At 71.5% G+C, this 23,338-nt stretch carries 34 protein-coding genes and 1 pseudogene; 12 read left to right on the plus strand and 23 right to left on the minus strand.

What is annotated here, in order from left to right:
* Positions 1–21 precede the first annotated feature (21 nt).
* The 11 genes from ACFV20_RS19530 to ACFV20_RS19580 all read right to left on the minus strand — a co-directional run bounded on the left by ACFV20_RS19530 (position 22) and on the right by ACFV20_RS19580 (position 4,667).
* A complete protein-coding gene (locus ACFV20_RS19530; RefSeq protein ID WP_385658185.1) occupies positions 22–1,119 on the minus strand; it encodes a recombinase RecT in 1,098 nt (365 codons plus the stop codon).
* A complete protein-coding gene (locus ACFV20_RS19535; RefSeq protein WP_385658187.1) occupies positions 1,116–1,406 on the minus strand; it encodes a hypothetical protein in 291 nt (96 codons plus the stop codon). Before ACFV20_RS19535 ends, ACFV20_RS19530 begins: the two co-directional genes overlap by 4 nt.
* The gene (locus tag ACFV20_RS19540) at positions 1,403–1,684 is read right to left on the minus strand and encodes a hypothetical protein (RefSeq protein WP_385658188.1); all 282 of its coding nucleotides are present in this window, start codon (positions 1,682–1,684) and stop codon (positions 1,403–1,405) included. Before ACFV20_RS19540 ends, ACFV20_RS19535 begins: the two co-directional genes overlap by 4 nt.
* On the minus strand, positions 1,681–1,893 hold the full coding sequence (locus tag ACFV20_RS19545) for a hypothetical protein (protein ID WP_385658190.1): 213 nt from the start codon (positions 1,891–1,893) through the stop codon (positions 1,681–1,683). The genes ACFV20_RS19540 and ACFV20_RS19545 overlap by 4 nt, the downstream gene beginning before the upstream one ends.
* Complete coding sequence (locus tag ACFV20_RS19550) at positions 1,890–2,513, minus strand: hypothetical protein (RefSeq protein WP_385658192.1); 624 nt, start codon at positions 2,511–2,513, stop codon at positions 1,890–1,892. The genes ACFV20_RS19545 and ACFV20_RS19550 overlap by 4 nt, the downstream gene beginning before the upstream one ends.
* Entirely contained in the window at positions 2,510–2,881 is a 372-nt protein-coding gene (locus ACFV20_RS19555; RefSeq protein WP_385658193.1) for a hypothetical protein, read from the minus strand. Before ACFV20_RS19555 ends, ACFV20_RS19550 begins: the two co-directional genes overlap by 4 nt.
* On the minus strand, positions 2,878–3,105 hold the full coding sequence (locus ACFV20_RS19560) for a hypothetical protein (RefSeq protein ID WP_385658195.1): 228 nt from the start codon (positions 3,103–3,105) through the stop codon (positions 2,878–2,880). The genes ACFV20_RS19555 and ACFV20_RS19560 overlap by 4 nt, the downstream gene beginning before the upstream one ends.
* Positions 3,102–3,590: a hypothetical protein gene (locus tag ACFV20_RS19565; RefSeq protein WP_385658196.1), complete on the minus strand. Its 489-nt coding sequence runs from the start codon at positions 3,588–3,590 to the stop codon at positions 3,102–3,104. Before ACFV20_RS19565 ends, ACFV20_RS19560 begins: the two co-directional genes overlap by 4 nt.
* Complete coding sequence (locus tag ACFV20_RS19570) at positions 3,587–3,988, minus strand: hypothetical protein (RefSeq protein WP_385658197.1); 402 nt, start codon at positions 3,986–3,988, stop codon at positions 3,587–3,589. The genes ACFV20_RS19565 and ACFV20_RS19570 overlap by 4 nt, the downstream gene beginning before the upstream one ends.
* Positions 3,989–4,069: 81 nt before the next feature.
* Positions 4,070–4,414, minus strand: a complete 345-nt coding sequence (locus tag ACFV20_RS19575) for a hypothetical protein (protein WP_385658199.1) — start codon at positions 4,412–4,414, stop codon at positions 4,070–4,072.
* Positions 4,365–4,667, minus strand: a complete 303-nt coding sequence (locus ACFV20_RS19580; protein ID WP_385658201.1) for a helix-turn-helix domain-containing protein — start codon at positions 4,665–4,667, stop codon at positions 4,365–4,367. The genes ACFV20_RS19575 and ACFV20_RS19580 overlap by 50 nt, the downstream gene beginning before the upstream one ends.
* Positions 4,668–4,840: 173 nt before the next feature.
* Here ACFV20_RS19580 and ACFV20_RS19585 point away from each other — a divergent pair, with 173 nt between their 5' ends.
* The 4 genes and pseudogenes from ACFV20_RS19585 (at position 4,841) to ACFV20_RS19600 (ending at position 7,516) form a co-directional block, all read left to right on the plus strand.
* Positions 4,841–5,293: a hypothetical protein gene (locus ACFV20_RS19585; RefSeq protein ID WP_385658202.1), complete on the plus strand. Its 453-nt coding sequence runs from the start codon at positions 4,841–4,843 to the stop codon at positions 5,291–5,293.
* A gap of 437 nt (positions 5,294–5,730) precedes the next feature.
* Positions 5,731–7,104 (plus strand): integrase, encoded by a 1,374-nt coding sequence (locus ACFV20_RS19590; RefSeq protein ID WP_385658204.1) that lies wholly within the window; start codon positions 5,731–5,733, stop codon positions 7,102–7,104.
* A gap of 2 nt (positions 7,105–7,106) precedes the next feature.
* Positions 7,107–7,238 (plus strand): annotated as a pseudogene (locus tag ACFV20_RS19595) (UDP pyrophosphate phosphatase); the annotation flags it as partial.
* A gap of 98 nt (positions 7,239–7,336) precedes the next feature.
* Entirely contained in the window at positions 7,337–7,516 is a 180-nt protein-coding gene (locus ACFV20_RS19600; protein ID WP_385658206.1) for a hypothetical protein, read from the plus strand.
* Positions 7,517–7,586: 70 nt separating this feature from the next.
* Here the strand turns inward: ACFV20_RS19600 and ACFV20_RS19605 are convergent, their stop codons facing one another.
* Positions 7,587–8,189 carry a DUF4291 domain-containing protein gene (locus ACFV20_RS19605; protein WP_385658208.1) on the minus strand — a complete coding sequence of 201 codons (603 nt, stop codon included), beginning with the start codon at positions 8,187–8,189 and terminating at the stop codon, positions 7,587–7,589.
* Between the two features lie 95 nt (positions 8,190–8,284).
* Between ACFV20_RS19605 and ACFV20_RS19610 the strand changes: the two genes are divergently transcribed.
* Both ACFV20_RS19610 and lnt read left to right on the plus strand, forming a co-directional pair.
* Complete coding sequence (locus ACFV20_RS19610) at positions 8,285–8,755, plus strand: nuclear transport factor 2 family protein (protein WP_385658210.1); 471 nt, start codon at positions 8,285–8,287, stop codon at positions 8,753–8,755.
* 69 nt (positions 8,756–8,824) lie between these two features.
* The gene (gene lnt / locus ACFV20_RS19615; protein ID WP_385658211.1) at positions 8,825–10,390 is read left to right on the plus strand and encodes an apolipoprotein N-acyltransferase; all 1,566 of its coding nucleotides are present in this window, start codon (positions 8,825–8,827) and stop codon (positions 10,388–10,390) included.
* On the opposite strand, the gene ACFV20_RS19620 is transcribed toward lnt, so the two are convergent.
* Complete coding sequence (locus tag ACFV20_RS19620; RefSeq protein ID WP_385658213.1) at positions 10,314–11,219, minus strand: Gfo/Idh/MocA family protein; 906 nt, start codon at positions 11,217–11,219, stop codon at positions 10,314–10,316. The genes lnt and ACFV20_RS19620 overlap by 77 nt on opposite strands.
* A complete protein-coding gene (locus ACFV20_RS19625) occupies positions 11,191–12,417 on the minus strand; it encodes an FAD-dependent monooxygenase (protein WP_385658214.1) in 1,227 nt (408 codons plus the stop codon). The genes ACFV20_RS19620 and ACFV20_RS19625 overlap by 29 nt, the downstream gene beginning before the upstream one ends.
* Positions 12,418–12,498: 81 nt before the next feature.
* Between ACFV20_RS19625 and ACFV20_RS19630 the strand changes: the two genes are divergently transcribed.
* The 3 genes from ACFV20_RS19630 to ACFV20_RS19640 all read left to right on the plus strand — a co-directional run bounded on the left by ACFV20_RS19630 (position 12,499) and on the right by ACFV20_RS19640 (position 14,377).
* Positions 12,499–13,089 (plus strand): TetR/AcrR family transcriptional regulator, encoded by a 591-nt coding sequence (locus tag ACFV20_RS19630; protein WP_385658216.1) that lies wholly within the window; start codon positions 12,499–12,501, stop codon positions 13,087–13,089.
* A gap of 43 nt (positions 13,090–13,132) precedes the next feature.
* Positions 13,133–13,645, plus strand: a complete 513-nt coding sequence (locus ACFV20_RS19635; protein WP_385658218.1) for a DinB family protein — start codon at positions 13,133–13,135, stop codon at positions 13,643–13,645.
* Between the two features lie 210 nt (positions 13,646–13,855).
* Complete coding sequence (locus ACFV20_RS19640; RefSeq protein ID WP_385658220.1) at positions 13,856–14,377, plus strand: hypothetical protein; 522 nt, start codon at positions 13,856–13,858, stop codon at positions 14,375–14,377.
* Positions 14,378–14,386: 9 nt separating this feature from the next.
* Here the strand turns inward: ACFV20_RS19640 and ACFV20_RS19645 are convergent, their stop codons facing one another.
* The 6 genes from ACFV20_RS19645 to fabG form a co-directional block, all read right to left on the minus strand.
* Positions 14,387–14,890, minus strand: coding sequence for a hypothetical protein (locus tag ACFV20_RS19645; protein ID WP_385658221.1), 504 nt, complete (start codon positions 14,888–14,890; stop codon positions 14,387–14,389).
* 64 nt (positions 14,891–14,954) lie between these two features.
* Entirely contained in the window at positions 14,955–15,095 is a 141-nt protein-coding gene (locus tag ACFV20_RS19650; protein WP_385658223.1) for a hypothetical protein, read from the minus strand.
* Positions 15,096–15,158: 63 nt separating this feature from the next.
* On the minus strand, positions 15,159–15,842 hold the full coding sequence (locus ACFV20_RS19655; protein ID WP_385658225.1) for a uracil-DNA glycosylase: 684 nt from the start codon (positions 15,840–15,842) through the stop codon (positions 15,159–15,161).
* Positions 15,843–15,935: 93 nt separating this feature from the next.
* A complete protein-coding gene (locus ACFV20_RS19660) occupies positions 15,936–17,522 on the minus strand; it encodes an ABC transporter substrate-binding protein (protein WP_385658227.1) in 1,587 nt (528 codons plus the stop codon).
* Positions 17,523–17,722: 200 nt separating this feature from the next.
* Positions 17,723–18,481: an SDR family oxidoreductase gene (locus ACFV20_RS19665; RefSeq protein WP_385658229.1), complete on the minus strand. Its 759-nt coding sequence runs from the start codon at positions 18,479–18,481 to the stop codon at positions 17,723–17,725.
* A 12-nt stretch (positions 18,482–18,493) separates the two neighbouring features.
* On the minus strand, positions 18,494–19,255 hold the full coding sequence (fabG, locus tag ACFV20_RS19670; protein WP_020270157.1) for a 3-oxoacyl-ACP reductase FabG: 762 nt from the start codon (positions 19,253–19,255) through the stop codon (positions 18,494–18,496).
* A 229-nt stretch (positions 19,256–19,484) separates the two neighbouring features.
* On the opposite strand from fabG, the gene ACFV20_RS19675 reads away from it, so the two are divergent.
* Entirely contained in the window at positions 19,485–20,063 is a 579-nt protein-coding gene (locus ACFV20_RS19675; protein WP_385658230.1) for an excalibur calcium-binding protein, read from the plus strand.
* 170 nt (positions 20,064–20,233) lie between these two features.
* Here the strand turns inward: ACFV20_RS19675 and ACFV20_RS19680 are convergent, their stop codons facing one another.
* Positions 20,234–20,647, minus strand: coding sequence for a DUF3037 domain-containing protein (locus ACFV20_RS19680; protein ID WP_385658231.1), 414 nt, complete (start codon positions 20,645–20,647; stop codon positions 20,234–20,236).
* On the minus strand, positions 20,644–21,399 hold the full coding sequence (locus ACFV20_RS19685; protein WP_385658233.1) for a HipA family kinase: 756 nt from the start codon (positions 21,397–21,399) through the stop codon (positions 20,644–20,646). The genes ACFV20_RS19680 and ACFV20_RS19685 overlap by 4 nt, the downstream gene beginning before the upstream one ends.
* A gap of 197 nt (positions 21,400–21,596) precedes the next feature.
* Here ACFV20_RS19685 and ACFV20_RS19690 point away from each other — a divergent pair, with 197 nt between their 5' ends.
* Positions 21,597–22,085 (plus strand): Rieske (2Fe-2S) protein, encoded by a 489-nt coding sequence (locus ACFV20_RS19690; RefSeq protein ID WP_385658235.1) that lies wholly within the window; start codon positions 21,597–21,599, stop codon positions 22,083–22,085.
* Here the strand turns inward: ACFV20_RS19690 and ACFV20_RS19695 are convergent.
* Entirely contained in the window at positions 22,072–22,722 is a 651-nt protein-coding gene (locus ACFV20_RS19695) for a cysteine hydrolase (protein ID WP_385658237.1), read from the minus strand. The genes ACFV20_RS19690 and ACFV20_RS19695 overlap by 14 nt on opposite strands.
* Positions 22,723–22,857: 135 nt before the next feature.
* Here ACFV20_RS19695 and ACFV20_RS19700 point away from each other — a divergent pair, with 135 nt between their 5' ends.
* Positions 22,858–23,328, plus strand: a complete 471-nt coding sequence (locus tag ACFV20_RS19700; RefSeq protein ID WP_385658239.1) for a pyridoxamine 5'-phosphate oxidase family protein — start codon at positions 22,858–22,860, stop codon at positions 23,326–23,328.
* Positions 23,329–23,338: the final 10 nt, after the last annotated feature.

Here is a 23,338-nt window from a genome sequence, read left to right on the forward strand (position 1 = left end):
GCGGCCCTCTGCACGGGTGGGTCAGGCGGCGGAGCCGGTGAGGATCGCGGTCATCTCACGCAGCTGGCGCACGCCGGCCTGCGCGATGGGCAGGCCGTAGGACCGCTCGAAGTCGGCGTCGAGGGTGTCGAGGCCGACGGCCGCGGCGGCGGCGCGCAGTTCCCGCTCGGCGCCCTGCGCGTCGGCGTCGGCGGCGGACTCGTCGAGCATCTCGGCGACGACCACGGCGTCCGGGATGTCGTCGCCCTCGGCGGCGGGCCCGGGCTGGTCGCCGGCCGGGGCGGGCTCGGCGAGCTGCTGGCCCCGGGCGATCAGGTACGCCCCCAGCTCCAGCGTCCCCTCGCTCACCTTCACCGTGGCGCCGAGCAGCCCAGCGGCGTTCGCCTTGCGGTAGATCTCCTGCACCTTCGCCCGGTCGGTCTCCGTGGCGGCCGTGTCGGCGAACTCCTGCTCAGGCGGCGTGCCCTGCTGCGGTGCGGGCGTCGACCACTGGTCCGTCTGGCGCGGCTCCACGCGGCGTAGCTGCTGCACCTCCGCGTCGACCGGCAGGCCAGCGTCATCGACCCGCGCGCCCAACTCCTCGGCCGTGTAGATCGCGCCGTGCAGAACCTCCGGGCAGGCGATACGGACGCACTCGGCGATGGCCCGGGCCCGGAGCATGGCGCGGGGGTACTTGGCCCAGTTCGAGTCCTGCTTGCCGGGGAAGAGCCCAGCCGTGCGGGCGTCGGCCAGCGTCCACTCGACGACGTTCTCGTCCTCGGGGTCGTCGTGCCGGACGATGCTGACGACGCACCGCTCCCGCTCGGACTTGATCCGGACGCGGTGCCCGGCCTCGCGGGCCCGGGACAGCATCAGGTCGGCGGACTGGGTGGGCTTGCCCTTGATGACGTGGATGGTGGTGATCGTGGTGACCACGTCCAGGCCGAGGGCACGGCCGTACTCCATGGCCCACAGGACCGAGCCCGGGTTGTTCTGGTACTCCTGCGGGAGGAGCCGGGCGCCGGCCAGGGCCTCGGCGAACTTCCAGGCATCGTGCGGGGTCATCGCCCCGAGGGAGAGGGCGCCGCCGCGGTGGGCGATGGCGGGGGCCGGTTGGTGCTTGACGATCTCGGTGCTCATGAGCGCACGTCCTTTCGGTGGTTCAGGCTGTATTCACGGCGGCCGGTGTCGTCATGGGCGACGAGCCAGCCCCACGCAGCGAGGTCGCGGAGGTCGCCACGCGCGACGACGCGGATCTGGCCGAGCGGCATGCCGGCCAGCGCGGGCAGGTGCCGGTAGGTCTTGAAGGCGCGGTTCGTGGTCCAGCGCCCGCCCTGCGCGCGGATGGCGTTGATGAGGCGGGCGGGCCGACCAGTCGGCTCGGCGGCCGGAGCCGTGGTGGCTCCGGCGTCGGTCGTGACGGTCACTCGGTGCCGTCCTTGATCTCGTTGACGTGCACCAGGTGGCCGAGGCCCTGGACCTTGCCGTAGACGACCTCGTTGTCTGTCGGCAGCGCAGCCACCGCGGACCGCACCGCGTACATGAGGGAGGCCGGGTGGCCCTGCATGTGCATCCACGACTGGCCGAAGACGCGGTCGTTCCAGTCCTCGACGGTGAACTCGTGCTCGGCGGGCTGGTGGCCGTTGAGGGCGGCCGTCACGGTGACGGTGCGCCCGGCGAGCGGGTGCGGGCTGGTGTGGTTCATGCCTGGTCCTTGGTCTCGCAGTTGCAGGGGTCGGGGCAGTCGCAGGCGATCTGCGCGAAGGCGAGGTCGAACGCGGCCTCGGCGGGGTCCATCTGGTGGCGGGCTTCGGCGGCGATACCGGCGGCGAGGCGCTGCCGGGCGACGAGGGCCTTCACGTCGGACTGAAGACGGGTCAGCGGCACGTCCAGGTCGGAGATCGGGCGCGTCACCGGGACTCACCGCCCGGGGCCTCGGCGAGACCGACGAGGAGGTGAATCTCGTAGTCGTCCTCGCCGTAGGCGATGGCCTCCCACTCGCCTCGGAAGTGGCGCCAGCCGAGGGCCGTGCGCTCCCCGTCCTCCGGGTGGGTGGTCACCGTGTCGACGCGGAACTTCCAGTCCGTCCCGTCGTCGACGTGGGTGTAGGTGCGGCCGGGCTGGAAGAAGTCCGGCGCGGACTGCCGTGCCTTGTCGCGGGCGTTGGCGTCCTCGACTGCGTGGTCCAAGGCCAGCCGCTGCACTTCGACCATGACGGCCTTGCGTGCCGCGACCTGCATCGCGAGGGCGTGAGCACGGAGCCGCTGCAACTCGCCCGGGTAGGCCTCGTCGTCCGGCCCCTGGTACTCGGCGATCTCCTCCAGCACGGTGATCGCGCTGTTCCAGCCGTTGCCGTACCAGACCGGCCCAGTAAGAGCAGTGCAGTTGACGGGGATGGCACGGAGGCGGCCGATGGCCTTGCCGAGCACCTCAGTCCGGTAGGCGTCCAGCTTCCCCCGCAGTTCCGCGAGGGTGCCCAGGGGCTGCGAGTCGGCCCGGCCGTACTCGTCGAGCAGGTCATCGCGGGCGCTCATGCCGTCCTCCCTGCGGACTGCGCCGGGATGGCCGGGACCGGAGCCGCCGCGCGCAGCCGCTCAGCCAGCCGGGCCAGCGCCTTACCGCGCACCGGCACCTCGTAGCCCACGTGCAGGGCCAGACGCTCCATGCACAGCCGCTCCGGCTCCCACCCGTCGTGCTCCCGGGTCATCTGCCGGTCTTCGACGAGCTCCATGAACATCGCGAACGCGTCCTCGTCATCGGCGAGGGTGGTGACGACGTGCTCGAAGTACTCCTCCAGGTCGATCAGCACGCCGTCGGGGAGGCGCCGGGTGTAGAACGGCATCGGCTTGGTCGGGTTGGGGCGGCTGATGAGACGACGCCAGGCGAGACGAATGCGGGTCATCGGGAGACTCCTCGGCGGTGGCGGCCCGAAGGCCGGGAAGACGGGGGAAGGTGGCCGGTGCGCGCCCAGTGCGGGACACGCGGCGCCGGCGGCTTGCGGCGAGGCAGCGGCGTCCGATCCGTGGCGGCCATCCACACCAGCTGGGCGATCCAGAACGCGAGGATCAGCAGGCCCAGGTAGATGACGGCGTGGAGCGTGCACCAGCCGACCAGCACATGCATCACGGAGCGGCGTCCGGTTGCGGCAGGTCCCGGCCCAGCCGGTACTCGTGGTGCAGGTGGAACGGGTCGTCCTCACGGAGCGCCGCCACCGGCGCGATCCGCCGCGTGATGGCGTCCGGCGACTCCCGCGGGACCAGACCAGCCTCACCAGCCAGGCGGTAAGTGGCCTTCCGCCACCGCTCCTTCTCGGCCTCCAACTCGACGAGCCGGGCCCGCAGCGCCTCGTTCTCCGCCTTCAGCCGGTCGCCGTGCGCCTTCCGGCCATCGACCTCCGCGCGCAACCGACGGGCCTTCTCCTGCACAACGTGCAGCAACTCAGTCCGCTGCTCCAACTCCGCCAGCAACTCGACCTGCTCAGCCGCCACCTCCGGCGACTGCAACAAGCACGCCGACTCCAGATCAGCCGCCAGCCCCGTGGCCGTCTGCTTCCCCTTCACCTGCGACGCGTGGATCACCCCAGCCGCCGCGTTCACCCGCTTGGCGTTCACCGCTTCACCGCCGCGCGGATCCAGTCCATGACCAGCTCACCGGACGGGACCGGCACCGACACCAGCACCCGAGTGCTGCTGCCGTCCTCACGCGGCTCCGTCGACGCGTGCAGCGTCCACAACTCCACGCCCTCGAACTGCGGCGACACGTGCACCTCGCCGCCCAACTCCCGCAGCCACTCACCGAGGTCGTCGATGTCCGCGACCATCACGTGCACCGACTCCGGGCGCGGGATCCGTACCGGCGCCGGCAGGCCCGTGCTGTCGATCAGGCAGTCCACCGTCAGGGCGTTCTTCTGCTGGGCCAGCGCCCGCGCCATCTCGGCGTCCGGCAGCGGGGCCGTGGCGAGCGTCATCACGTGGACGCTCGGGCCGGGAAGGGCCGTAGGATTCGTCATCGATCCACTCCTGTTCTTGCATCAGTGGGTCTGGGGTCGTCACCGGGTCGCATCCGGGGCGGCCCCGAGGTCTGTCAGGGGTCAGCTGGTGGCGGTGGCCGGCTTCACGGCGGCCCGCTTCCGGCGGGGCCGGTAGCCCGAGGTGGTGCTGCGGCGGCCCGCCCGCTTGTCCTTGCGGTTCGCCAACTCGCCGGCGATGACGGCGAGGTCGGAGTCGCTGAAGATCAGGCGGTTGCCCATGCGGTGGCAGGGCCAGCCGAGCTTGTTCACGCCGTCGCGGAGGACCTTCTCGCCGGTGGTCGTCTCGTCGTCCTTGTCGCGGAAGCGGAGGCGGACGGCTGCCTCGGGGACGGTCCAGAAGTTCTCCAGGACCGGCTCAGCCGGGGTCTTCCGGGTGCGGGCGGGGGTCGCCTTCGTGGCGGGCATGGGTGTCCTTTCCGTGTTGCTCCTCGGGTGGGGCGAGGAGGCGGCGGTCGTTTCGCTGGATCTGCAGGACGGTGCGTAGGCGCCTGTAGGTGGGGGGCCGCAGGTTCCGTCGCGCGCCGGTTTCCAGCTGGCTGAGGTACGGGCCGCTGATGCCGGCGGCTTCGGCGCACTCGTCTCGGCTGAGTCCGAGCTCCTTGCGGCGGGTGCGGATCTCCGCCCCGTCCACCGGGATGGTGGGTTGGGGTCTCTCCATGCACTGAACCTAGCGCATGGATCTAGATGAAACTAGATGTACGCGTGAGTAACATACAGATGCGTATAGCTGGCCATAGCTTCGCGTGGGGAAACCGGCCCATCACCCTGCGCATCGGGCCATGCACACAGATGCGTATAGCGGTAGCTAGAGGTAGCTGCCATCATGTCGACATGGCGCCAACCAGCGATCAGACCGCCCGACACCTCCAGCGACTCGCTGCCCTGGTGTCGCAACGTCGCGCCCAGCTCAAGCTGAAGAAGCAGGAAGCGGCCGCGGTCTGCGACATCGCCTACATGACGTACTGGAAGATCGAAGACGGCCAAAGCGTCAGAGCGTCCACGTACTCCAAGCTCGAAGTCGGCTTCGGCCTGCGCGCCGGCTCGTGCAAGGCGGTCCTCGACGGCGCCGCTGACAGCGTTGTCCTTGAGGACGGCACCGAGTTGATCGAGGGCGGGCAGATCGCGCGCGTCGACACGGAGTCGCTGAGCGACGGCATCCCGGACGCGGTCACCAAGTCGGCGATGCTCGTGGCGCCGGAGTTGACCGGGCGTCAAATCCAGGACTTGAGTGAACAGGTGATGGAGGAATTGCGAAGGCGCGGAATTTTGCCCTCCGCGCCGTGAACTGCGGGCCTTCGCCGTACAACCTTTTCGCCGTTACCGAATCGTGACCGTATGGGGCTGATGAATCCTCAATCAACCCTTTGCGAGCGCCTGTTCGCCGTGTGACGCTTGCGGTCCACCTGGGGGGTTCCCAAAGCGACACTTAGGGGGACCTATGGCGACTGTGATCACCTTCGACAGACCCGGCTTCACCGCCGAGCTACTGGAGACAGGCGGACAGATCGTCTGCATCCTGGCGACAGCGGCAGCCACCGACACCGTGATTCAGGCACGCGTGCGGAGGATGATGCGCGGTCAGGGGATCGACTGCAGAACTTGCCTCGGCTGCCCCGTCGGCCAGGCAAAGTAGAGCAGTCAGTACGCGGAGGGCCGGCGGCAGGGGTGCTACGCCGGCACATCCGCGGTTCAACACGCGATTCGTCCTGGGGGGATGACGCATGCCCTACGCCGAGCAGCGCGGCAACAAGTGGAGAGTCCGGTGGAACACCGGCAAGAAGCACCCCACGACCGGGAAGTGGCTGTACGACAGCCAGGGCGGGTTCGACGATCGTGACGCGGCCATCGAGTACGGCCTGGACCGTGAGTCCGACATTCGCAACGACCGGTACATCAGCCGCCGCGACGGCGAAACCCTCATGAGCGAGTACTGCCGCACGTGGCAGCAGACCCTCGACGTCGGGCATCTGAGGCGCCGGAACATCGAGTCCTACATCCGGCTGTACGTCGAGCCCCGTTGGGGTGACATGGCTGTCGCCGACATCAAGCCGTCCGCCTACCGTGCCTGGGAACTGTGGCTGAAGGACCAGCCCAACATCGGCGAGCGGTACCGGCGCGAGATCCTGCTCGTCTTCTCGATGATGATGGACGACGCCGTCAACGACGGGATGCGGCAGTCGAGTCCGGTGCCGAAGCAGCGCAAACGCGGCCGCTACACGAAGCAGAAGCGCGAGCGGAAGCGGCCCATGCTCATGGCCGACGTGCACCAACTCGCCACCAACGCAATGGCGTTCTGGGGGTTCCCCGGGTACGTGTACGTCCTCACCATGGCCTTCACCGGCATGCGCCCGGCCGAGGCCTACGCGCTCCGACGCGAGTACTGCTACCCGAACTGGCCCGCCGCGGACCCGCGCATCGACCCGGCCGAGGAGATCCGCTACGAGGAGGACCTGGAGCGGTATGCCGGCGAGAAGCCCATGCCCGCGGTCCGGGTCGAGTGGCAACATCAGCGTGAGGAGGGGAAGCTGAAGCTGTTCCCTCCGAAGTACGAGTCCCGTCGGACGCTCGTCGTGCCGCCTTTCCTGGCTGAGCTGCTGGAGATGCTCCTCGCGTCGCACGAGTTCGAGTACGTGTTTCCTTCAATCAACGGCGGCGAACTGGCGAACGCGAACTTCACCTACCACTACTGGAGGCAGCTCGCCGACGGCCGCGAAGCATCGGTACCGCGGCAGAAGGGCGCCGGCCGGGGCGGTACGTGGCGGCCTCTCCCGGCGATCCCTGCGGTGCCGGGGTGGGCGGGGAAGCGGCAGTACTTGACGCGGCACGGTCATAAGGAGTGGCTCGACGAGGACGGGCACAGCCGGATTGCGGTCGAGTCGCGGATGGGCCACGAGCTGGCCGGCGTCGAGGGGCTCTACGCGAACGTCACGCCGCCGATGGAGCGGTCCATCATGGATTCTCTCCAGGCTCGGTGGCTGCGCTTCGTGGCGGGTCTCCCAGCGGGTTGGGAGCCCAGTTCTCCCACTCCTCTCCCTGTTGATCTTGTGGAGTGGATGAAAGTGCAGGTCAAAGCGGGTAAGGCTTTGAAGGAATGACGTTGTTCATGAAGTTCATCTCGACCAAGAGCTTCATGCCGTTCGTCTACTACCGCATCGCGCTCGGCATCCTCATCATCGCCCTGGTCAGCATGGGTGCTCTGAGCCCGCACGCGGCCGAGTCGGCGGGCTGATCCCGGGGGCTTGTGACCCCGGTCTCGTGACCAACCGCATAGCCGTGGGGTAGCCGTCCGGTAGCGGGCTGTCAGTGGCTGCCCCTACGCTTGTCCGCATGTCCCCCGATTTCGTGACCCCTGGTTCCGTGCGTTCCGCTGCCGAGGTCAACGAGGAGATCCGTGCGCTGTGGCAGCGCACGGGCGGCACTCTGTCGGCCGAGGAGCGTGCGGAGTACGAGATGCTCGTCGTCGAATGGGCCGCCGCGCTCCGCAGCGGTGTCGTCAGGGCGGCCTGAGCGGTTTCCCGCCGATCCCTCTTCCGCCCCGTAGCGCCGTCTCCCGGCACCGCCGCCCCGGAGTGCATCCCTAGGCGCGCAGCCGCGCCAGCACCTCGTCCTCGACGGCGAAGGGCCGCTCCTCGGGCAACAGCCGCGCGGCATCCTCCAGTTGCCCTGCCCGCACCAGCCCGTGGATCTCCGTGGCGAGCGGCGTGACGTCCTCGATCCCGACGATCCACTCGTCCGCGTAGCGCGCCGCGGCCTCCCCCGCGAGCCCGAGCTGGAGCGACCGGTGGGGCAGCGGGTCGAGGCGCAGATCCCGTTCCGGATCCCACTGCACCCGCGTCGGCGCCCGCCTCAACTGGCGCTTCCAGGCGGCCTGCTCGCCGTGCAGCGCGGGGACGTGGTGGGACAGGCAGGCGTGGCGCAGCGCCCAGAGAAAGCCTTCACGGTCGATCTCGATCGCGAGGACCGTCTCCTGGCCCTCCTTGGTGCCCCAGCCGCAGCGGTACATCATCCACAGGAACGAGGGCTTGATCCACGTCATGCGCTCCCGCTTCCAGGAGGACGGGAAGCGGCCGTGGCGGGCCGCGAGGCCGCCGATCTCCGGACGGTAGGCCTGGTAGACGGTGATCGTGGACTCCGTGTGGCGGGCCCTCACCTGGAACTTCGGTGTCGTTCGGTCATGCACGAGGACAGGCTGGGCCCCCGGGCCCCTCGGAGGCCACCGAATATCCCGCACGCACGGCTCTTGGCCCGGTCCTCGCCATGGCCAACACTGAGCCGATGACGCAGCGCGTGGAACTCGCCACCGTGAGAGACCGGCTGGCCGTCGACGGACTGATCACCGACTACGCGGTGGCGGTCGACGACGGTGACTGGGAGGCGTACCGGGGGTTGTTCGCTCCCCGGGGTCGGGCGGACTACCGCTCGGCCGGGGGCATCGAGGGAGAGGCCCGCACGGTCGCCGCCTGGCTGGCGGAGAGCCTGCGGCTGTTCCCGATGCGGCAGCACCTGATCGTCAACCGCCGGGTGCGCTTCGGGATCTGGGAGCAGGACACCGGCGACACAGCCGAGGTCCAGGCCGACTACGTCAACCCCATGGCCACCGCCGGCCCCGCCCCCGACATCGTGTGCGGCGGCCGGTACGCCTTCGCGGTGCTGCGCACGGACGCCGGCTGGCGGCTGAGCGCGGTGGTCGTCCGGGAGAAGTGGCGGCGCCTTCCCGAGCCGCGGACGGCACCTGTGGTCAACTGACCCGGCGTCCGGTGTCCTAGATCGTCCACGGGGCGCACACTGGAGGCACCCGCGGGGTAGGAGGCGCCTATGAAGACGCTCGGCCACTGGCTCGCCTCCCCGTGGCGCCGTTCGGCGGCCGCGGCCGTCGCGGGCGCCCTCCCCGTCCTCGCGTTCCCCGCGCCGGCGCTGTGGTGGTGCGCCTACGTCGCCCTGGTCCCCTGGATCCTGCTGCTGCGCACCGCGCCGACCGGCAAGCGCGCCGCCTACGACGGCTGGTGCGGTGGCTTCGGCTTCATGCTGGCCATGCACCACTGGCTGCTGCCGAGTCTGAACGTGTTCACGTTCGTCATCGCGGCCCTCCTGGGCGCCCTGTGGGCCCCCTGGGGCTGGCTGGTGCGCCGCCTGCTGGGCGGTTTCCCCTCCCCGCGTGACATCGCCGTGGCGCTGCTGGTGCTGCCGTCGGGCTGGCTGGCCGTCGAGCTGGTCCGTTCCTGGCAGGGGCTGGGCGGCCCCTGGGGCATGCTCGGCAGCAGCCAGTGGCAGGCCGAACCCGCGCTGCGGCTCGCCTCGGTCGGTGGGGTGTGGCTGCTCAGCTGTCTGCTCGTGGCCGTCAACGTGGCGGTCGCCGTCCTGGTCGCGCTGCGCAGGGCTCGGGTGCCCGCCGTGGCGGGCCTGGTCGCCACGGCCGCGGCCACCTCCGCCGCCTGGGCGTTCTCGCCGCGCCCCGCCGTCGACGGCCACATCAGGATCGCGGTCGTGCAGCCGGGTGTCATCGTCGGCCCCGACGCCCGGTTCGACCGCGAGGAGCAGCTCACCCGCCGGCTGGCCGGGCAGGACGTGGACCTGATCGTCTGGGGCGAGAGCAGCGTCGGCTTCGACCTCGGGGACCGGCCCGGCCTCGCCCGGCGGCTCGCGGACCTCTCCCGTGCGACGGGCGCGGACATCCTGGTCAACGTGGACGCCCGGCGCTCCGACAGGCCCGGCATCTACAAGAGTTCGGTCCTGGTCGGGCCCGACGGCCTGACCGGCGAACGCTACGACAAGATGCGGCTCGTGCCGTTCGGCGAGTACATCCCGGCACGCTCCCTGCTCGGCTGGGCCACCTCGGTCGGCAAGGCCGCGGGCGAGGACCGCAGGCGCGGCTCGCAGCCGGTCGTGATGAACGTCGGGGACGGGCTGCGCGCCGGCCCGCTGGTGTGCTTCGAGACCTCCTTCCCGGACATGACGCGCCACCTCACCCGGGAGGGCGTCGACGTGCTGATCGGCCAGTCGTCGACCTCCACCTTCCAGCACAGCTGGGCGCCTGGGCAGCACGCCTCGCTCGGCGCGCTCCGGGCCGCCGAGACCGGCCGCCCCATGGTGCACGCGACCCTGACGGGCGTGTCCGCCGTCTACGGCCCGGACGGACAGCGCGTCGGCTCATGGCTGGGAACGGACGCCTCCGCCGCGCGGGTCTACGACATCCCCCTCGCCCACGGCACCACGCTCTACGTCCGTTTCGGCGACTGGACGGTGCACGCGGCGATGCTGATCCTCGCCCTGTGGGCCGCCGGCGAGGGCATGCGGACCGTGCGGATCAGGCGGTCTGCTCCTGAACCGCACGTACCACCCGCTCGCACAGTTCGTGGGTCTCCAGCGCGTCCCGGGCGCTGAGCACCCGGCCCGCCCGGACCGCGTCGAGGAAGGCGAGCACCGCCTGCTCGATCCCGCGCTGGCGGGCCACCGGCACCCAGTCACCGCGCCGCCGCACGGTCGGCTGCCCCTTGTGGTCGACGACCTCGGCGAGGTTGACGACCTGCCGCTTGGTGTCCTGCCCGGACACCTCGAGGATCTCCTCGGCGGAGCCGCTGAGCCGGTTCATCACGCCGAGCGCCGTGAAGCCGTCCCCGGCGAGCTGGAGCACGAGGTGGTGCAGCAGCCCGTCCCGGACGCGGGCGCGCACCGTCACGTCGTCGATCTCGCCGGGCACGAGGAAGCGCAGGGTGTCGACGACGTGGATGAAGTCGTCGAGGATCATCGCGCGGGGCTCCTCCGGCAGCCCGATGCGGTTCTTCTGCATGAGGATCAGCTCGCGCGGATGGTCGGCGCACTGGGTGTAGCCGGGGGCGTGGCGCCGGTTGAAGCCGACGGCGAGGCTCACGTCCCGCTCCTCGGCGAGCGCCACCAGCCGCGCGGAGTCTGCGAGTCCGTAGGCGAGCGGCTTGTCGACGTAGGTCGGGACGCCCGCCTCCAGCAGCCGGGTCACGATCTCCGGGTGGACGAGAGTGGGCGCGTGCACGAAGGCCGCGTCGAGGTCCGCCGCGAGCAGGGAGTCGAGGGTGGTGTGCCGTCGCTCCGGCGGGAGGTTCAGGCCCTCGGCGACCCGGTCGAGCGTGGCGGGCGTGCGGGTCTGCAGGTGCAGTTCGACGCCGGGCAGGAAGGCGAGGACCGGGAGGTAGGCCTTCTGTGCGATGTCACCGAGTCCGATGCAGCCGACCTTCACGGGGTGATCTCCTCCAACGGTTGCCTGCCGGGGTCTGCCCGGAAGCATACGGCCGCTGCGGTGGCGCCCAGTCGGCGATGCCGTCGAAGCTGCGCAGGAAGAGGGCGGGCCCGGTCTTCGACAGGGCGGCGACGGCCGTGTCGCGTACGGCGATGCCGGCCCGGCTGCGCAGGAGACTGAGCCGGGCCGCCCGCACGGCCTGGCGTGCGATCGCGGTCGTGCGCGGCAGCCGCGCGGCGGTGTAGGCGGCGAGGTCGTCGCAGTGGTGGGCGAGTACGACGGCGTCCTCGATCGCCTGGTTGCCGCCCTGGCCGAGGCTCGGGGGCATGGCGTGCGCGGCGTCGCCGAGCAGGGCCGTCCGGCCGTGGTGGTAGGCGGGCAGCGGTGCGGCGATGTGGTGGACGTCGTGCCGCAGGACGTCCTCGGGCCGGGTGGCGGCGAGCACGGCGGGAATGGGGTCGTGCCAGTCGCCGAAGCGGCGCAGCAGCTCGGACCTCTCGTCGTCGGGTGCCCGGCCGCCCGCGGGGGTGAGGGCGGCGCCGTAGGCGTAGACGCGTCCGTCCTTCAGCGGATGGGTGCCCCAGAGGCGGCCCGGGCCCCAGGTCTCGTGCGAGGCGAAGCGGGCGCCGGGGACGGGGATCATGACCCGCCAGGTGGTGAAGCCCGAGTAGACGGGCCCCGGGTGGCCGGGGAAGAGCACTGCGCGCACGGCGGAGCGGACGCCGTCCGCGCCGACCACGAGGTCCGCCTCGAGTTCGCCGTCCGGGGTCGTGACGCGGGCCGCCCGGCCGGGTCCTCCGGCATCGGCGAGAACCGCGGCCGCGGCCGTGCGGACGGCGTCCGCGGGGAGGAGTGCGGCGAGACGCTCGATCAGGGTGGCGCGGGGCAGCAGGACGAGCGGGCCGCCGAAGCGCCGGGCGGCGGCCTCGGCGGAGGAGCGGCAGAACCACCGCCCGCCCGGAGCGCGCAGGCCCCCGTCCCCCGACCAGGCGGCGAGGTCGCGGATCTCGTCGCCGAGGCCGATGAGGTCCAGCGCGCGCAGGGAGTTGGGCGCGAGGGAGATCGCGGCGCCGACCGGCTCCAGCGAGTGGGCCCGCTCCAGCACGGTGACCCGCAGGCCCCGCCGGTGCAGGGCGACCGCGGCCGTCAGGCCTCCTATCCCGCCGCCGATCACGACGGCGTGCCCGGGCTGTGCCATGGCTCCTCCTCGAAGGTGACTACACCTGTAGTGCCACCGTCGACGTTACTACAGGTGTAGTCGGACGGGTAGCGTGGGCCCATGTCCGTTCGCACCGCCGGCCCCGCCCGCTCCGACCTCGTCGCCGACACCGCCCTCGCCCTGCTCGCCGAGCGTGGGATGCGCGGCCTCACGCACCGGGCGGTCGACGAGGCGGCCGGGCTACCCCAGGGCTCCACCAGCAATCTCGCGCGGACCCGGCAGGCCCTGCTGGAGCTGACGGTGCGGCGCCTGGCCGACCGTGAGGCGCGGGTGCTGGCCCTGCACGAGATGCCGGACCCGGCGTCCGGGACCGGCGCGCTGGCGGACGCGCTGGCGCTCGCGGCCCACCGGGCGCTGACGCACCACCGCGCGCTCACCCTCGCCCGGTACGAACTGGCTCTGGAGGCGACGCGCCGCCCCGAGCTGCGGACCTTCTTCGACGCCACCGGCGCCCGCTTCCGGGACCAGCTGACCACCCTGGTCACCGGCATGGGCTCGACGGACCCGGACCGGCACACCCTGTCGCTGATCGCCTGGGCGGACGGGCTGATGTTCAGCTGCGTGGCGGGGTCGTTCGGTGCCCGGGTGCCGAGCCTGGAGGAGGTACGGGCCGGCCTGCGGGAACTCCTGGAGGGGATGATCGGGGGCTGAAAATCTTGTGGTGCGGCCGAGGCGGCTCGGAAAGGATGCGTCCATGACGAACGAACGCCGGGAACCCGCCCCCACCGCCGACGAGCGCACGATGCTGGAGGGCTGGCTGGACTACCACCGCCGGACCCTCGCCTGGAAGTGCGAGGGCCTCACCGACGCCCAGCTCCGCACCGCCGCGGTGGAACCGTCCGGGCTGAGCCTGATGGGGCTGGTGCGGCACATGGCGGAGGTGGAACGGGGCTGGTTCCGCAAGGTGCTCGCGGCCGAGGACGCCGGCCCGATCTACTACACCGAGGAGGATCCGGACGGAGAGTTCCATCTCTCCGAGTCCGACACCTGGGAGGAGGCGTACGCCACCTGGCAGGCCGAGATCGAGGCGGCCCGGCGCAACGCGGCCCGCTTCGGCCTCGACGACATCACCGAGGGCAAGCACCGGCGCACCGGTGAGCGGTTCAACCTGCGGTGGCTCTACACCCACATGATCGAGGAGTACGCGCGGCACAACGGCCACGCCGACCTGATCCGCGAGCGCATCGACGGCACGACCGGCGACTGACCCACGGCGGTCACGGACGGTACGGTCGCCGCGCGTCAGCCTCGTCACGTCGCTTCTCCACCGTCGCGCGTTGCACGGCAGTCACGCGCATGGCCGCACGTCACCCCCGTCGCACGAGGGCCCTTCGTACGGGGCGGGAGATCACCCGTGCGGGGCAACTCCCGCCTGTCCGCCGCCCCACCGGGAGCCCGACGCGCCAGAGTTGCGCGGGTGCATCGAACGACGACCACAGCGACGCTCCTGGTGACCGTGGCGGTCTCGGCCCTCTCCGGCTGTACGACGGTCCCGCAACCCCCCGCGCCGGGGCCCTCGTCGGCGCCGTCCCGGCCGTCGGCGCCGGAACCGGACGGCGCGGCGCGGACCCCGGTCGTGCAGGCACCGGCCCGGGAGGCCCTGCTGCTCATCGAGGAGGCGTCCCGCCGACCGGAGCCGGCCACGCAGACGCCCCGCCCGGCCGCTCCGCCGGCGGCCCCGCGGCAGCACGCGGCACAGCAGCCGGGGAACCGCGAGGTCCGTCCGCGCCCGGCCCGCCCGGAGCGCGCCGAGCCCGCACCGCGCGGCCCTCGGCGGTCGCACGCCGACGTCCCCGACGTGTCGGAGTCGGTGCGCCAGGACGTCGAGAAGCGCGTCCCGCACAGCAATGCGGACGTGTGCGCGCTGGGCAGGCGCTACGGGGGATGGCGGGCGGACAGCCCGGAGGCGACGATCTGCCGTGACACCTACGGGCGTTGACCTGCCGCGTCAGGGCCGCTGCCGGGGCGGCGGCGGCCACGTCCCGGGGCCGCCCTCCCCCAGGCGGGACTCCAGCCGTGCGATGGCCGCCCACACGCCCGTGCCGTAGCCGTCGTCGGCGAGGGCGAGAGCCGTTTCCCGGGCCCGCCGCAGGTGCGCGCGGGCCGCGTCGTCCCGGCCGAGCCTGACGTAGTCGTCGGCCAGGTTCAGGTGGAGGGAGGGGTAGAGCGCGGCGACCGCCGGGACGGCGAGGGTCTCCTCCCCCGCCTCCTGGGCGGCTGTCAGCGCCCGCAGGTCCCAGGCCAGTTCGTCCGCCGGATCGTCCTGGGTGTCGGCGAGGTAGTGGGCGAGGGTGCAGCGGTGCAGTGCGTCGCCGTGCTCGCCGATCTCCGCCCACAGGCCGAGGAGCCGGGCGCGGGCCTCCTCCCGGTCCCCGGCGTGGTGCAGCATGACCACCTGCCCGATCCGGGACAGCACGGCGTCGGGCGCCGCCTGCTCCTGTCGCTCCGCCACGACGCCCTCCGCGCACTCGCCGGCTGTTCCCGCCGACGCTAACCGCAGCCTGCGACGATCCGGCTCAGGCGGCTCCGAACACCCGCGGGCCGGTCACCGCCGCACCGGCCGCCACCGGGGAGGTCACCGCACGGTCCGGGGCTCCGGACGCCGCCGGGCCCGCCACCGCGCGGTCCGGGGCTCCGGCCGCCACCGGGGAGGTCACCGCACGGTCCGGGGCTCCGGACGCCGCCGGGCCCACCACCGCGCGGTCCGCGGCCGGCGGGACTCAGCCCAGGTTCGGGATCGTCCAGTCGATCGGCGTGTGGCCCTGCGCCGCCACGGCCTCGTTGATCTGCGTGAAGGGGCGCGAGCCGAAGAACTTCTTCGCCGACAGCGGCGAGGGGTGCGCGCCCTTGACGACGATGTGCCGGGACTCGTCGATCAGCGGGAGCTTCTTCTGCGCGTAATTGCCCCACAGCACGAAGACCGCCGGGTCGGGCCGCTCGGCCACGGCCCGGATCACCGCGTCGGTGAACTTCTCCCAGCCCCGGCCCTTGTGCGAGTTGGCCTCACCGCCGCGGACGGTGAGGACCGCGTTGAGCAGCAGCACGCCCTGCTCGGCCCACGGCATCAGATAGCCGTTGTCCGGGATCGGCGTGCCCAGCTCCTGGTGCATCTCCTTGTAGATGTTGCGCAGGGACGGCGGGATCCGCACTCCCGGCCGGACCGAGAAGCACAGCCCGTGCCCCTGCCCTTCGCCGTGGTACGGGTCCTGACCGAGGATCAGGACCTTCACCTTGTCGTACGGCGTGGCGTCCAGCGCCGCGAAGACCTCCTCGCGCGGCGGATGGACGGGACCCTTCGCCCGCTCCTCCTCGACGAACTCCGTCAGCTCCTTGAACCAGGGCTGCTGCAGTTCGTCGCCCAGAACCCCGCGCCAGGACTCGGGCAGCATGGCGATGTCGGTCACGTCAACGTCCTCACGATGTGCGGTCACTTCCAGGCCACAGAACCTACAGGCGACCACTGACAGCGCGCCCGGGAAGGCCCGGTGCCGGACCGCCTACCAGGCGGTCTTGCGGTGCAGCTCCCACATCATCATGATCGTCGACGGATCCAGGGCCCGCTCCGCGCCCGAGACGTCCCGGCTGGCCGCCACGTACTGCCGGCCCTGCCACAGCGGCAGCAGCCGCGCGTCGTCCACGAGGATCTGCTGGGCCTCCTCGAACTCCTTCACCACGTTCGCGCGGTCGCTCTCCCGGCGCGAGCGGGGCAGCAGATCACCGGTGATCTCGGGTGCCGGGTAGGGCGTGCCGAGGGCGTTCTGGTCGCCGACGAACGGCGCGATGAAGTTCTCGGCGTCCGGGAAGTCGGGGAACCAGCCACGCCCGAACACCGGGTACTCGCCCTTCTGGTAGCCCTCGACGTACGTCTTCCAGGGCCGGCTCTTCAGGCTGATCGTGAACAGGCCGGAGGCCTCGAGCTGGCGCTTCAGCTCCTTGAACTCGCCGGCGGTCTCGGAGCCGTAGCGGTCGCTGGTGTACCAGAGGGTGAGCGGGACGCGCTCGTTGATGCCCGCCTCGGTGAGGATCTTGCGGGCCTTGGCGACGTCGGGGTCGCCGTAGTCGTCGAAGAATCCCGTGGTGTGGCCCGTGAGTCCCTTGGGGACCATGGAGTACAGCGGGTCGACGGTGTCCTTGTAGACCTTGTGGGCGATCGCCGCCCGGTCGACGACCTGCGCGACGGCCTGACGCACGGCCTTCTTGTTCGCCCAGGCGTCCTTGGGGTTGAACACCAGGTAGTTGATGTCGGTGCCGGTGCCCTCGACGAGCTGGATCTCCTCGGCGTTGGAGGACTTGCCCTGCAGCTCGACCACGTCACCGGCCGCCAGGCCGCGGTAGGTCACGTCGATGTCCTGGTCCCGCAGGGCCTTCACCATGGTGGCGGAGTCCTGGAAGTAGCGCACGGTCACCGCGTCGTTCCGGCGCTCCGCGTAGCCCTTGTAGGCGTCGTTGCGGACGAGGACCGCCTCCTTGCCCTCGGCGTACGCATCGAGGGTGTACGGCCCCGATCCGACCACGTCGTCGCCCTTGCGCAGGCTGTCGTCCGGGTAGGCGTCCGGGGACACGATCGACATGGCGGGGGTGGCGAGCACGAACGGGAAGGTCGAGTCGGGCTTGTTGAGGTGGAAGACCACCTCGCGCTCGTTCGGCGCCTGGACCCGCTCCAGGCTGCCCAGCAGACCGGCGGGTCCGCCGTTGACGTTGATCTTGCGGATCCGGTCGAACGAGTACTTGACCGCCCGGGCGTCGAGCGCGTCCCCGTTGGAGAACGTCAGGCCCTCGCGCAGTTCACAGCGGTAGACCTGGTTCGAGGAGTCGCTGAAGCCGCACTTCTCGGCGGCGTCCGGCTGGGGTGTGCTCGCGCCCGTCGGATAGCTCAGCAGCGTCTGGTAGATGTTGCGGAACAGCTCCCAGGAGCTGTCCCACGACGCGGCGGGGTCGAGCGTGCTGGGCGAACTGGTGGTGCCCACGACGATCGGCCCTTCGTCCTCCGGGGTGTCGGAGGACAGCACGCCGCATCCGGCGAGCAGGGACGATATGGACGCGATGGCCGCCACCTGCCGCAGGCATCGGTTCCGGTTGAACACGCGCACGCTCCTCGATCTGCCATACCAAGGGTCGGCAGACCATACCGCAGTGCCGCGCCGCCTGACCCTCCCCGTCCACGTCCGCTTGATCGATAAACCTGTGACGACGTTGTCATCGCACGGTACGGAGCTTTCGCACACCGGAACGGGCGCCGCTCATGCCGGCGGGCGCCCGTTCCGGTGTGCGTACGCGGTCCTCGTCAGCCGGTTCCGGCGTTGAGGAAGATGCCGCCGTCGACGACGAGCGTCTGGCCGGTGACCCAGTCGGACTGCTCGGAGGTGAGGAACGCGGCCGCGCCTCCGATGTCGGAGGGCACGCCGAGCCGGCCGAGCGGGTAGGCCGCCGCGGCCTCCTCCTCCCGGCCCTCGTACAGGGCCTGGGCGAACTTGGTCTTCACCACGGCCGGGGCGATCGCGTTGACCCGCACCCTGGGCGCGAACTCGTGCGCGAGCTGCACGGTCAGGTTGATCATCGCGGCCTTGCTGACGCCGTAGGCGCCGATGAACGGCGAGGGCGACAGGCCCGCGACGGAGGCGATGTTGACGATCGCGCCGCCGTTGTCCTTCTGCCAGGCGTGCCAGGTCCGCTGGGCGAAGCCGAGCGCCGAGACGACGTTGGTCTCGAAGACCTTGCGGGCGACGTCCAGGTCGAGGTCGGCGATGGGCCCGAACACGGGGTTGGTGCCCGCGTTGTTGACCAGGTAGTCGACGCGGCCGAAGGCCTCCATCGTGCGCTCGACGGCGACGGCCTGGTGTGCCTCGTCGTGCGCCTTGCCGGCGACGTAGACCGCGCGGTCGGCGCCGAGCTGCTCCACCGCCTCCTTGAGGGCGTCCTCGTTGCGGCCGGTGATGCACACGCGGTCGCCGCGCGCGACCAGGGCCTCGGCGACGCCGTAGCCGATGCCGCGGCTGGCGCCCGTGACGAGGGCGACCTTGCCGGAGAGTTCCACGGAAGTCATGTTCTTCGTCCTCTAGTCGAGCGGCCCGCCGGCCACGTACAGCACCTGGCCGGAGACGAAGCCGGCGGCCTCGCCCGTGAAGAAGGCGATGGCGTTGGCGATGTCCTCCGGCTCGCCCACGCGGGCCACCGGGATCTGGGTGGCGGCGGCGGCCTTGAAGTCCTCGAAGCCCATGCCGACCCGGTCGGCGGTGGCCTTGGTCATCTCGGTGGCGATGAACCCGGGGGCGACGGAGTTCGCGGTGACGCCGAACTTGCCGAGTTCCTTGGCGAGGGTCTTGGTGAAGCCCTGCAGGCCCGCCTTCGCGGCCGAGTAGTTCACCTGGCCGCGGTTGCCGAGCGCGGACGACGACGACAGGTTGACGATCCGCCCGAAGCCCGCGTCCACCATGTGCTTCTGGCAGGCCTTGGACATCAGGAAGGCGCCACGCAGGTGCACGTTCATGACGGTGTCCCAGTCGGAGACGCTCATCTTGAAGAGCAGGTTGTCGCGCAGCACGCCCGCGTTGTTGACCAGGATCGTCGGGGCGCCGAGCTCCTCGGCGATCCGTGCGACGGCCGCCTCGACCTGCGCCTCGTCGGATACGTCACAGCCCACGGCGATGGCCTTGCCACCGGCGGCGGTGATCTTCTCGACGGTGTCCTTGCAGGCCGCCTCGTCGAGGTCGAGCACGGCGACCGCGCGGCCCTCGGCGGCCAGTCGTACGGCGGTGGCGGCACCGATGCCGCGCGCGGCACCGGTCACGACGGCAACCCGCTGCTCAGTGGTGGACATGACTGCTACTCCTCAAATGAGCGACCGCTTAGTACCTTCAGTGGGTGTGACGCTAGAAGCCCTGGCACGCGGTGTCAACGGCCGGGGGCGGCATGTGATCCATCACCCGGGCCCACCCGGCCCCGCGGCGTCCCGACGACACCCGATCGGCCCACGGCGGCGCGCCGCCGGACCCCCCGGTGCCTAGCGTCGAAGCGCGAGCCACCCACGGTCGGAAGGGAGGCGCTCCATGCGCCGTCGCACCGGGGCCCTGGGCGCGCTGTTCGCGGTCGCCGCGATCGTGCCCATGGCCGACCCCGCTCATGCCCGGCAGGACCTGGACTGCCGCGATTTCGCCTTCCAGGAGGACGCGCAGGCCGTCTTCGACGCGGATCGCAGCGATCCGCACCGGCTCGACGAGGACGAGGGCCCGGACGACGGCATCGCGTGCGAGGCACTGGCCCACCGCGGCATCATCTCGCCCACCGCCTCGCCCACCGCCTCGCCCACCGCCTCCCCCACGACGTCTCCGACCGCTTCGCCCACCCGGTCCGCGAGCGCGTCGGCCGGACCGTCGGCTTCCGTCACCGCCACCCCTTCGGCCAGCCCGTCAGCCCGGCCCTCCGTGAGCCCTTCGGCCCGGCCCTCCGTCAGTCCCACCGGAAGCCCGGCCGGCAGCCCGTCCAGCAGCCCCTCCGGGGGCGTGCGGGGCGGACTCGGCGGCGCGGTGGCCTCGGGGCCGAGCGACTGGGAGCTGGCGATCGGCCTGACCTTCGCGGCGGGTGCCGCGGTCGCGGCCGGATACGTCGTGCGGCGCCGCCGACGCTGACGGACGGGCCCCGCCGGACAGGTCGGGCCCCTCGTCTGACCAGCAGGCCCAGCAACCGCGCCGGACAAGTGGTGCCCCTCACCTGACCAGCAGGCCCAGCAACCGCGCCGGACAAGTGGGCCCCCTCGTCTGACCAGCAGGCCCAGCAACCGCCGGACAGATGGTGCCCCTCACTTGACCAGCAGGCCCAGCAACCGCTCGGTTTCCGCCGCCGGGTCCGTGGTCAGGCCGGTGTGCACCGGCCCGGGCTGGACGATCGTGGAACGGGGGGCGACCAGCCACCGGAAGCGGCGGCCCGGGTCGTCGGACGCCGCCTGGCCGGCCGAGGACCCGCCCGCGCACAAGCCCTCCACCGCGCGCAGGGCGGCTCGCACCCCGGCCACGTCGGCCCGCGGGTCCAGGGCCAGCAGGCGGGCCTCGTCGAGATGGGTGCGGGCACCGACGTACGACTCGGCGCGGCAGTAGACCAGGACTCCGGCGTTGACGCACTCACCGCGTTCGACGCGCGGGACGACACGCAGGACGGCGTACTCGTAGACGTGGCGGTCCCGGGGGCCGCCCTTGATGATGTGCCGGTCGTTCACTTCAGCCCCCGGATGCGCTCGTGGATGACGGCGGCCCGGTCCAGCAGCGGGCGCGCGTAGGCCCGCCGCAGATCGTCCGGCTCGGTGAAGCCGGGCTCGCCCGTGAGCCAGGCATCGGGAATCTGGGCGGTGACGTCGGCGAGGAGTTCCTCGGTGACCTGGGGCGCCAACGCGGCGGCCGCGGAGGCGACATCGGGGGCGAAGGACGCCAGCGCGTGGTCGGAGGCGTCGTACGGACGGGCGGCGGAGGCCTGTACACCGGGCCAGTTGTGGTGCCAAATCATCGTCGCGCCGTGGTCGACGAGCCACAACTCGCCCTGCCACCGCAGCAGGTTGGGGTTGCGCCAGGACCGGTCGACGTTGTTGATCAGCGCGTCGAACCAGACCACGCGTCCGGCCTCCTCGGGGCTCACCGGGAACGCGAGCGGGTCGAAGCCGAGGGCGCCGGACAGGAAGTCCATGCCGAGGTTGGTGCCGCCGCTGGACCGGAGCAGGCTCTGCACCTGCTCGTCCGGTTCGCCCAGCCCCAGTTCCGGGTCGAGTGCGACGGTGACCAGACGTGGCATCCGCAGCCCGAGCCGCCGGGCGAGTTCCCCGCAGACCACTTCGGCGACGAGCGTCTTGCGTCCCTGTCCCGCGCCGGTGAACTTCAGGACGTAGGTGCCGGAGTCGTCGGCCTCGATCAGGCCCGGCAGCGAACCGCCCTCGCGCAGGGGCGCGATGAAACGGGTCGCGATCACTTCCTTGAGCATCGCCCCAGGTTACTGACGCACCCGGCGACTGCGGCGGCGGCCTCGCGGGGGCGCGGCCGGAACCCGACAGCGAACCGACAGCTCCGCTTTACCCGTGTCCTTCCCGGATCGGGTCAGGATTTCGGCAGGGTCTGAACAGCCGGTCCGCAAGGGCCGTACCTCTCCGCAGATCACGAATCCCCGGAAGGAACGTCAGCATGACCAGCGAATCAGTTCAGCCGATGTCGGGACCGAGCCGCCGCACCGTCGTGGCGGCGGTCGGCGCGGCGGGGCTCACCGTGGCGCTGACGGCGTGCGGTTCGGAGGACAAGGCGTCCGACCCGTCCACCGAACAGGGCGCCGCCGGCGGCGGCGCGACGAACGACGGAAGCGGCTCGTCCGGCGGCGCGGGAGCCGGTGGTGCGGCGCTCGCGAAGACCGCCGACATCCCCGAGGGCAGCGGCAAGATCTTCAAGGACGAGAAGGTGGTGGTCTCGCAGCCGGCCGCGGGCGACTACAAGGCCTTCTCGACGATCTGCACCCACCAGAAGTGCCCGATGGTGGACCTCAAGGAAGACGTCATCTCCTGCGCCTGCCACGGCAGTCAGTTCTCCGTCCTCGACGGCAGCGTGAAGAAGGGGCCGGCGACCCAGCCGCTGGAGGCGAAGCAGATCAGCGTGAACGGGGACTCCATCACGCTCGCCTGACTCCGCGCGCCTGCTCCAGGCACGCCAGCACCTCGTCCGTGGTCGCGACCGTGGCGACCAGCGCGAGGGTGTGGCGGATCATCGCGGGGGTGTAGTCGGCGGGCACTCCCGCGATGGCGTCCGCCGGGACGACGACGGTGTAGCCGAGGTTCACGGCGTCGAACACGGCGTTGGGTACGGCCACGTTGGCGGAGACCCCGGTGACGATCAGCGTGCGGCAGCCGAGGTTGCGCAGCAGCGGATCGACGCCGGTGCCGTGCAGGGGTGACAGCCCGTGCAGCCGCCGGACCACGAGGTCCTCCTCGGCGACCTCGATCGGGGCGGCCACCCGCACCGCGGTCGTGCCGGTCAGCTGCTGGACGGGCAGGCGGGCGGCGGCCCGGAAGAGGCGGGCGTTGCGGTTGGCGCCGCGGCCGTCGGGGCGGCGCTCGGCGACGGCGTGGACGACCTGGACGCCGCCGGCGTGGGCGGCCGCCACCAGCCGGGCGACGTTGGCGAGGGCGCCGCCGGTTCGCGCCTGTCCGGCGAGTTCGGGCAGGGCGCTGTCCACGCCGACGACGCCTTCCTGGCACTCGACGGTGAGCAGGACGGTGGTGCGCGGTTCGAGGAGTTCGCTCAGCGCTGCGTACGAGGGCACGGTCTTTCCCCCTGTCACCGGCGGCCGGGCGGGCGAGCGTAGCCACCATTGCGCACGGACGGAAGAGCACTCATCCTTTTCTGACGTGATGTCAGAGGATCTCCTCTGGCACGACGTGGGAGAAAGAGGGGGCGCATGACCGTCACGCAGCAGCGCAGGGGCCGGAAGATCATGATGACGCCGGGCGAGCTGGACGAGTTCCTGACCAGCCAGCGCACCTGCCGGGTCGCCACGGTGTCGGCCGACGGTGCGCCGCACGTGAGCACGCTGTGGTTCGCCTGGGACGGCACGTCGATGTGGCTGTACTCGGTGGTGCGCAGCAAGCGCTGGACCGACCTGCGGCGCGATGCGCGGGTGGCGATCGTGGTCGACACCGGCGAGGAGTACGACGAGCTGCGCGGCGTCGAGCTGTCGGGAGCCGTCGAGTTCGTGGGCGAGATACCGCGCACGGGCGAGCTGCGCGCCGAACTCGACGTGCCGGAGATGCTGTTCGCGCGGAAGAACTTCGGCCTGGAGGAGATGCCGCACGACGGACGGCACGCCTGGATCCGTCTGACGCCGCAGAAGATCGTCTCCTGGGACTTCCGCAAACTGTCCGGGCAGTAGCCTCCGCCGG

It is taken from the genome of Streptomyces sp. NPDC059696 (genome assembly GCF_042733745.1).
Lineage (GTDB): Bacteria > Actinomycetota > Actinomycetes > Streptomycetales > Streptomycetaceae > Streptomyces.

Coding starts and splice junctions, on each gene's coding strand:
- ACFV20_RS19530 (WP_385658185.1), bottom strand. CDS start 1,119: ATGAGCACCGAGATCGTCAAGCACCAACCGGCCCCCGCCATCGCCCAC.
- ACFV20_RS19540 (WP_385658188.1), bottom strand. CDS start 1,684: ATGAACCACACCAGCCCGCACCCGCTCGCCGGGCGCACCGTCACCGTG.
- ACFV20_RS19550 (WP_385658192.1), bottom strand. CDS start 2,513: ATGAGCGCCCGCGATGACCTGCTCGACGAGTACGGCCGGGCCGACTCG.
- ACFV20_RS19555 (WP_385658193.1), bottom strand. CDS start 2,881: ATGACCCGCATTCGTCTCGCCTGGCGTCGTCTCATCAGCCGCCCCAAC.
- ACFV20_RS19570 (WP_385658197.1), bottom strand. CDS start 3,988: ATGACGAATCCTACGGCCCTTCCCGGCCCGAGCGTCCACGTGATGACG.
- ACFV20_RS19575 (WP_385658199.1), bottom strand. CDS start 4,414: ATGCCCGCCACGAAGGCGACCCCCGCCCGCACCCGGAAGACCCCGGCT.
- ACFV20_RS19580 (WP_385658201.1), bottom strand. CDS start 4,667: ATGGAGAGACCCCAACCCACCATCCCGGTGGACGGGGCGGAGATCCGC.
- ACFV20_RS19585 (WP_385658202.1), top strand. CDS start 4,841: ATGGCGCCAACCAGCGATCAGACCGCCCGACACCTCCAGCGACTCGCT.
- ACFV20_RS19590 (WP_385658204.1), top strand. CDS start 5,731: ATGCCCTACGCCGAGCAGCGCGGCAACAAGTGGAGAGTCCGGTGGAAC.
- ACFV20_RS19600 (WP_385658206.1), top strand. CDS start 7,337: ATGTCCCCCGATTTCGTGACCCCTGGTTCCGTGCGTTCCGCTGCCGAG.
- ACFV20_RS19610 (WP_385658210.1), top strand. CDS start 8,285: ATGACGCAGCGCGTGGAACTCGCCACCGTGAGAGACCGGCTGGCCGTC.
- lnt (WP_385658211.1), top strand. CDS start 8,825: ATGAAGACGCTCGGCCACTGGCTCGCCTCCCCGTGGCGCCGTTCGGCG.
- ACFV20_RS19625 (WP_385658214.1), bottom strand. CDS start 12,417: ATGGCACAGCCCGGGCACGCCGTCGTGATCGGCGGCGGGATAGGAGGC.
- ACFV20_RS19630 (WP_385658216.1), top strand. CDS start 12,499: ATGTCCGTTCGCACCGCCGGCCCCGCCCGCTCCGACCTCGTCGCCGAC.
- ACFV20_RS19635 (WP_385658218.1), top strand. CDS start 13,133: ATGACGAACGAACGCCGGGAACCCGCCCCCACCGCCGACGAGCGCACG.
- ACFV20_RS19665 (WP_385658229.1), bottom strand. CDS start 18,481: ATGACTTCCGTGGAACTCTCCGGCAAGGTCGCCCTCGTCACGGGCGCC.
- fabG (WP_020270157.1), bottom strand. CDS start 19,255: ATGTCCACCACTGAGCAGCGGGTTGCCGTCGTGACCGGTGCCGCGCGC.
- ACFV20_RS19675 (WP_385658230.1), top strand. CDS start 19,485: ATGCGCCGTCGCACCGGGGCCCTGGGCGCGCTGTTCGCGGTCGCCGCG.
- ACFV20_RS19685 (WP_385658233.1), bottom strand. CDS start 21,399: ATGCTCAAGGAAGTGATCGCGACCCGTTTCATCGCGCCCCTGCGCGAG.
- ACFV20_RS19690 (WP_385658235.1), top strand. CDS start 21,597: ATGACCAGCGAATCAGTTCAGCCGATGTCGGGACCGAGCCGCCGCACC.
- ACFV20_RS19700 (WP_385658239.1), top strand. CDS start 22,858: ATGACCGTCACGCAGCAGCGCAGGGGCCGGAAGATCATGATGACGCCG.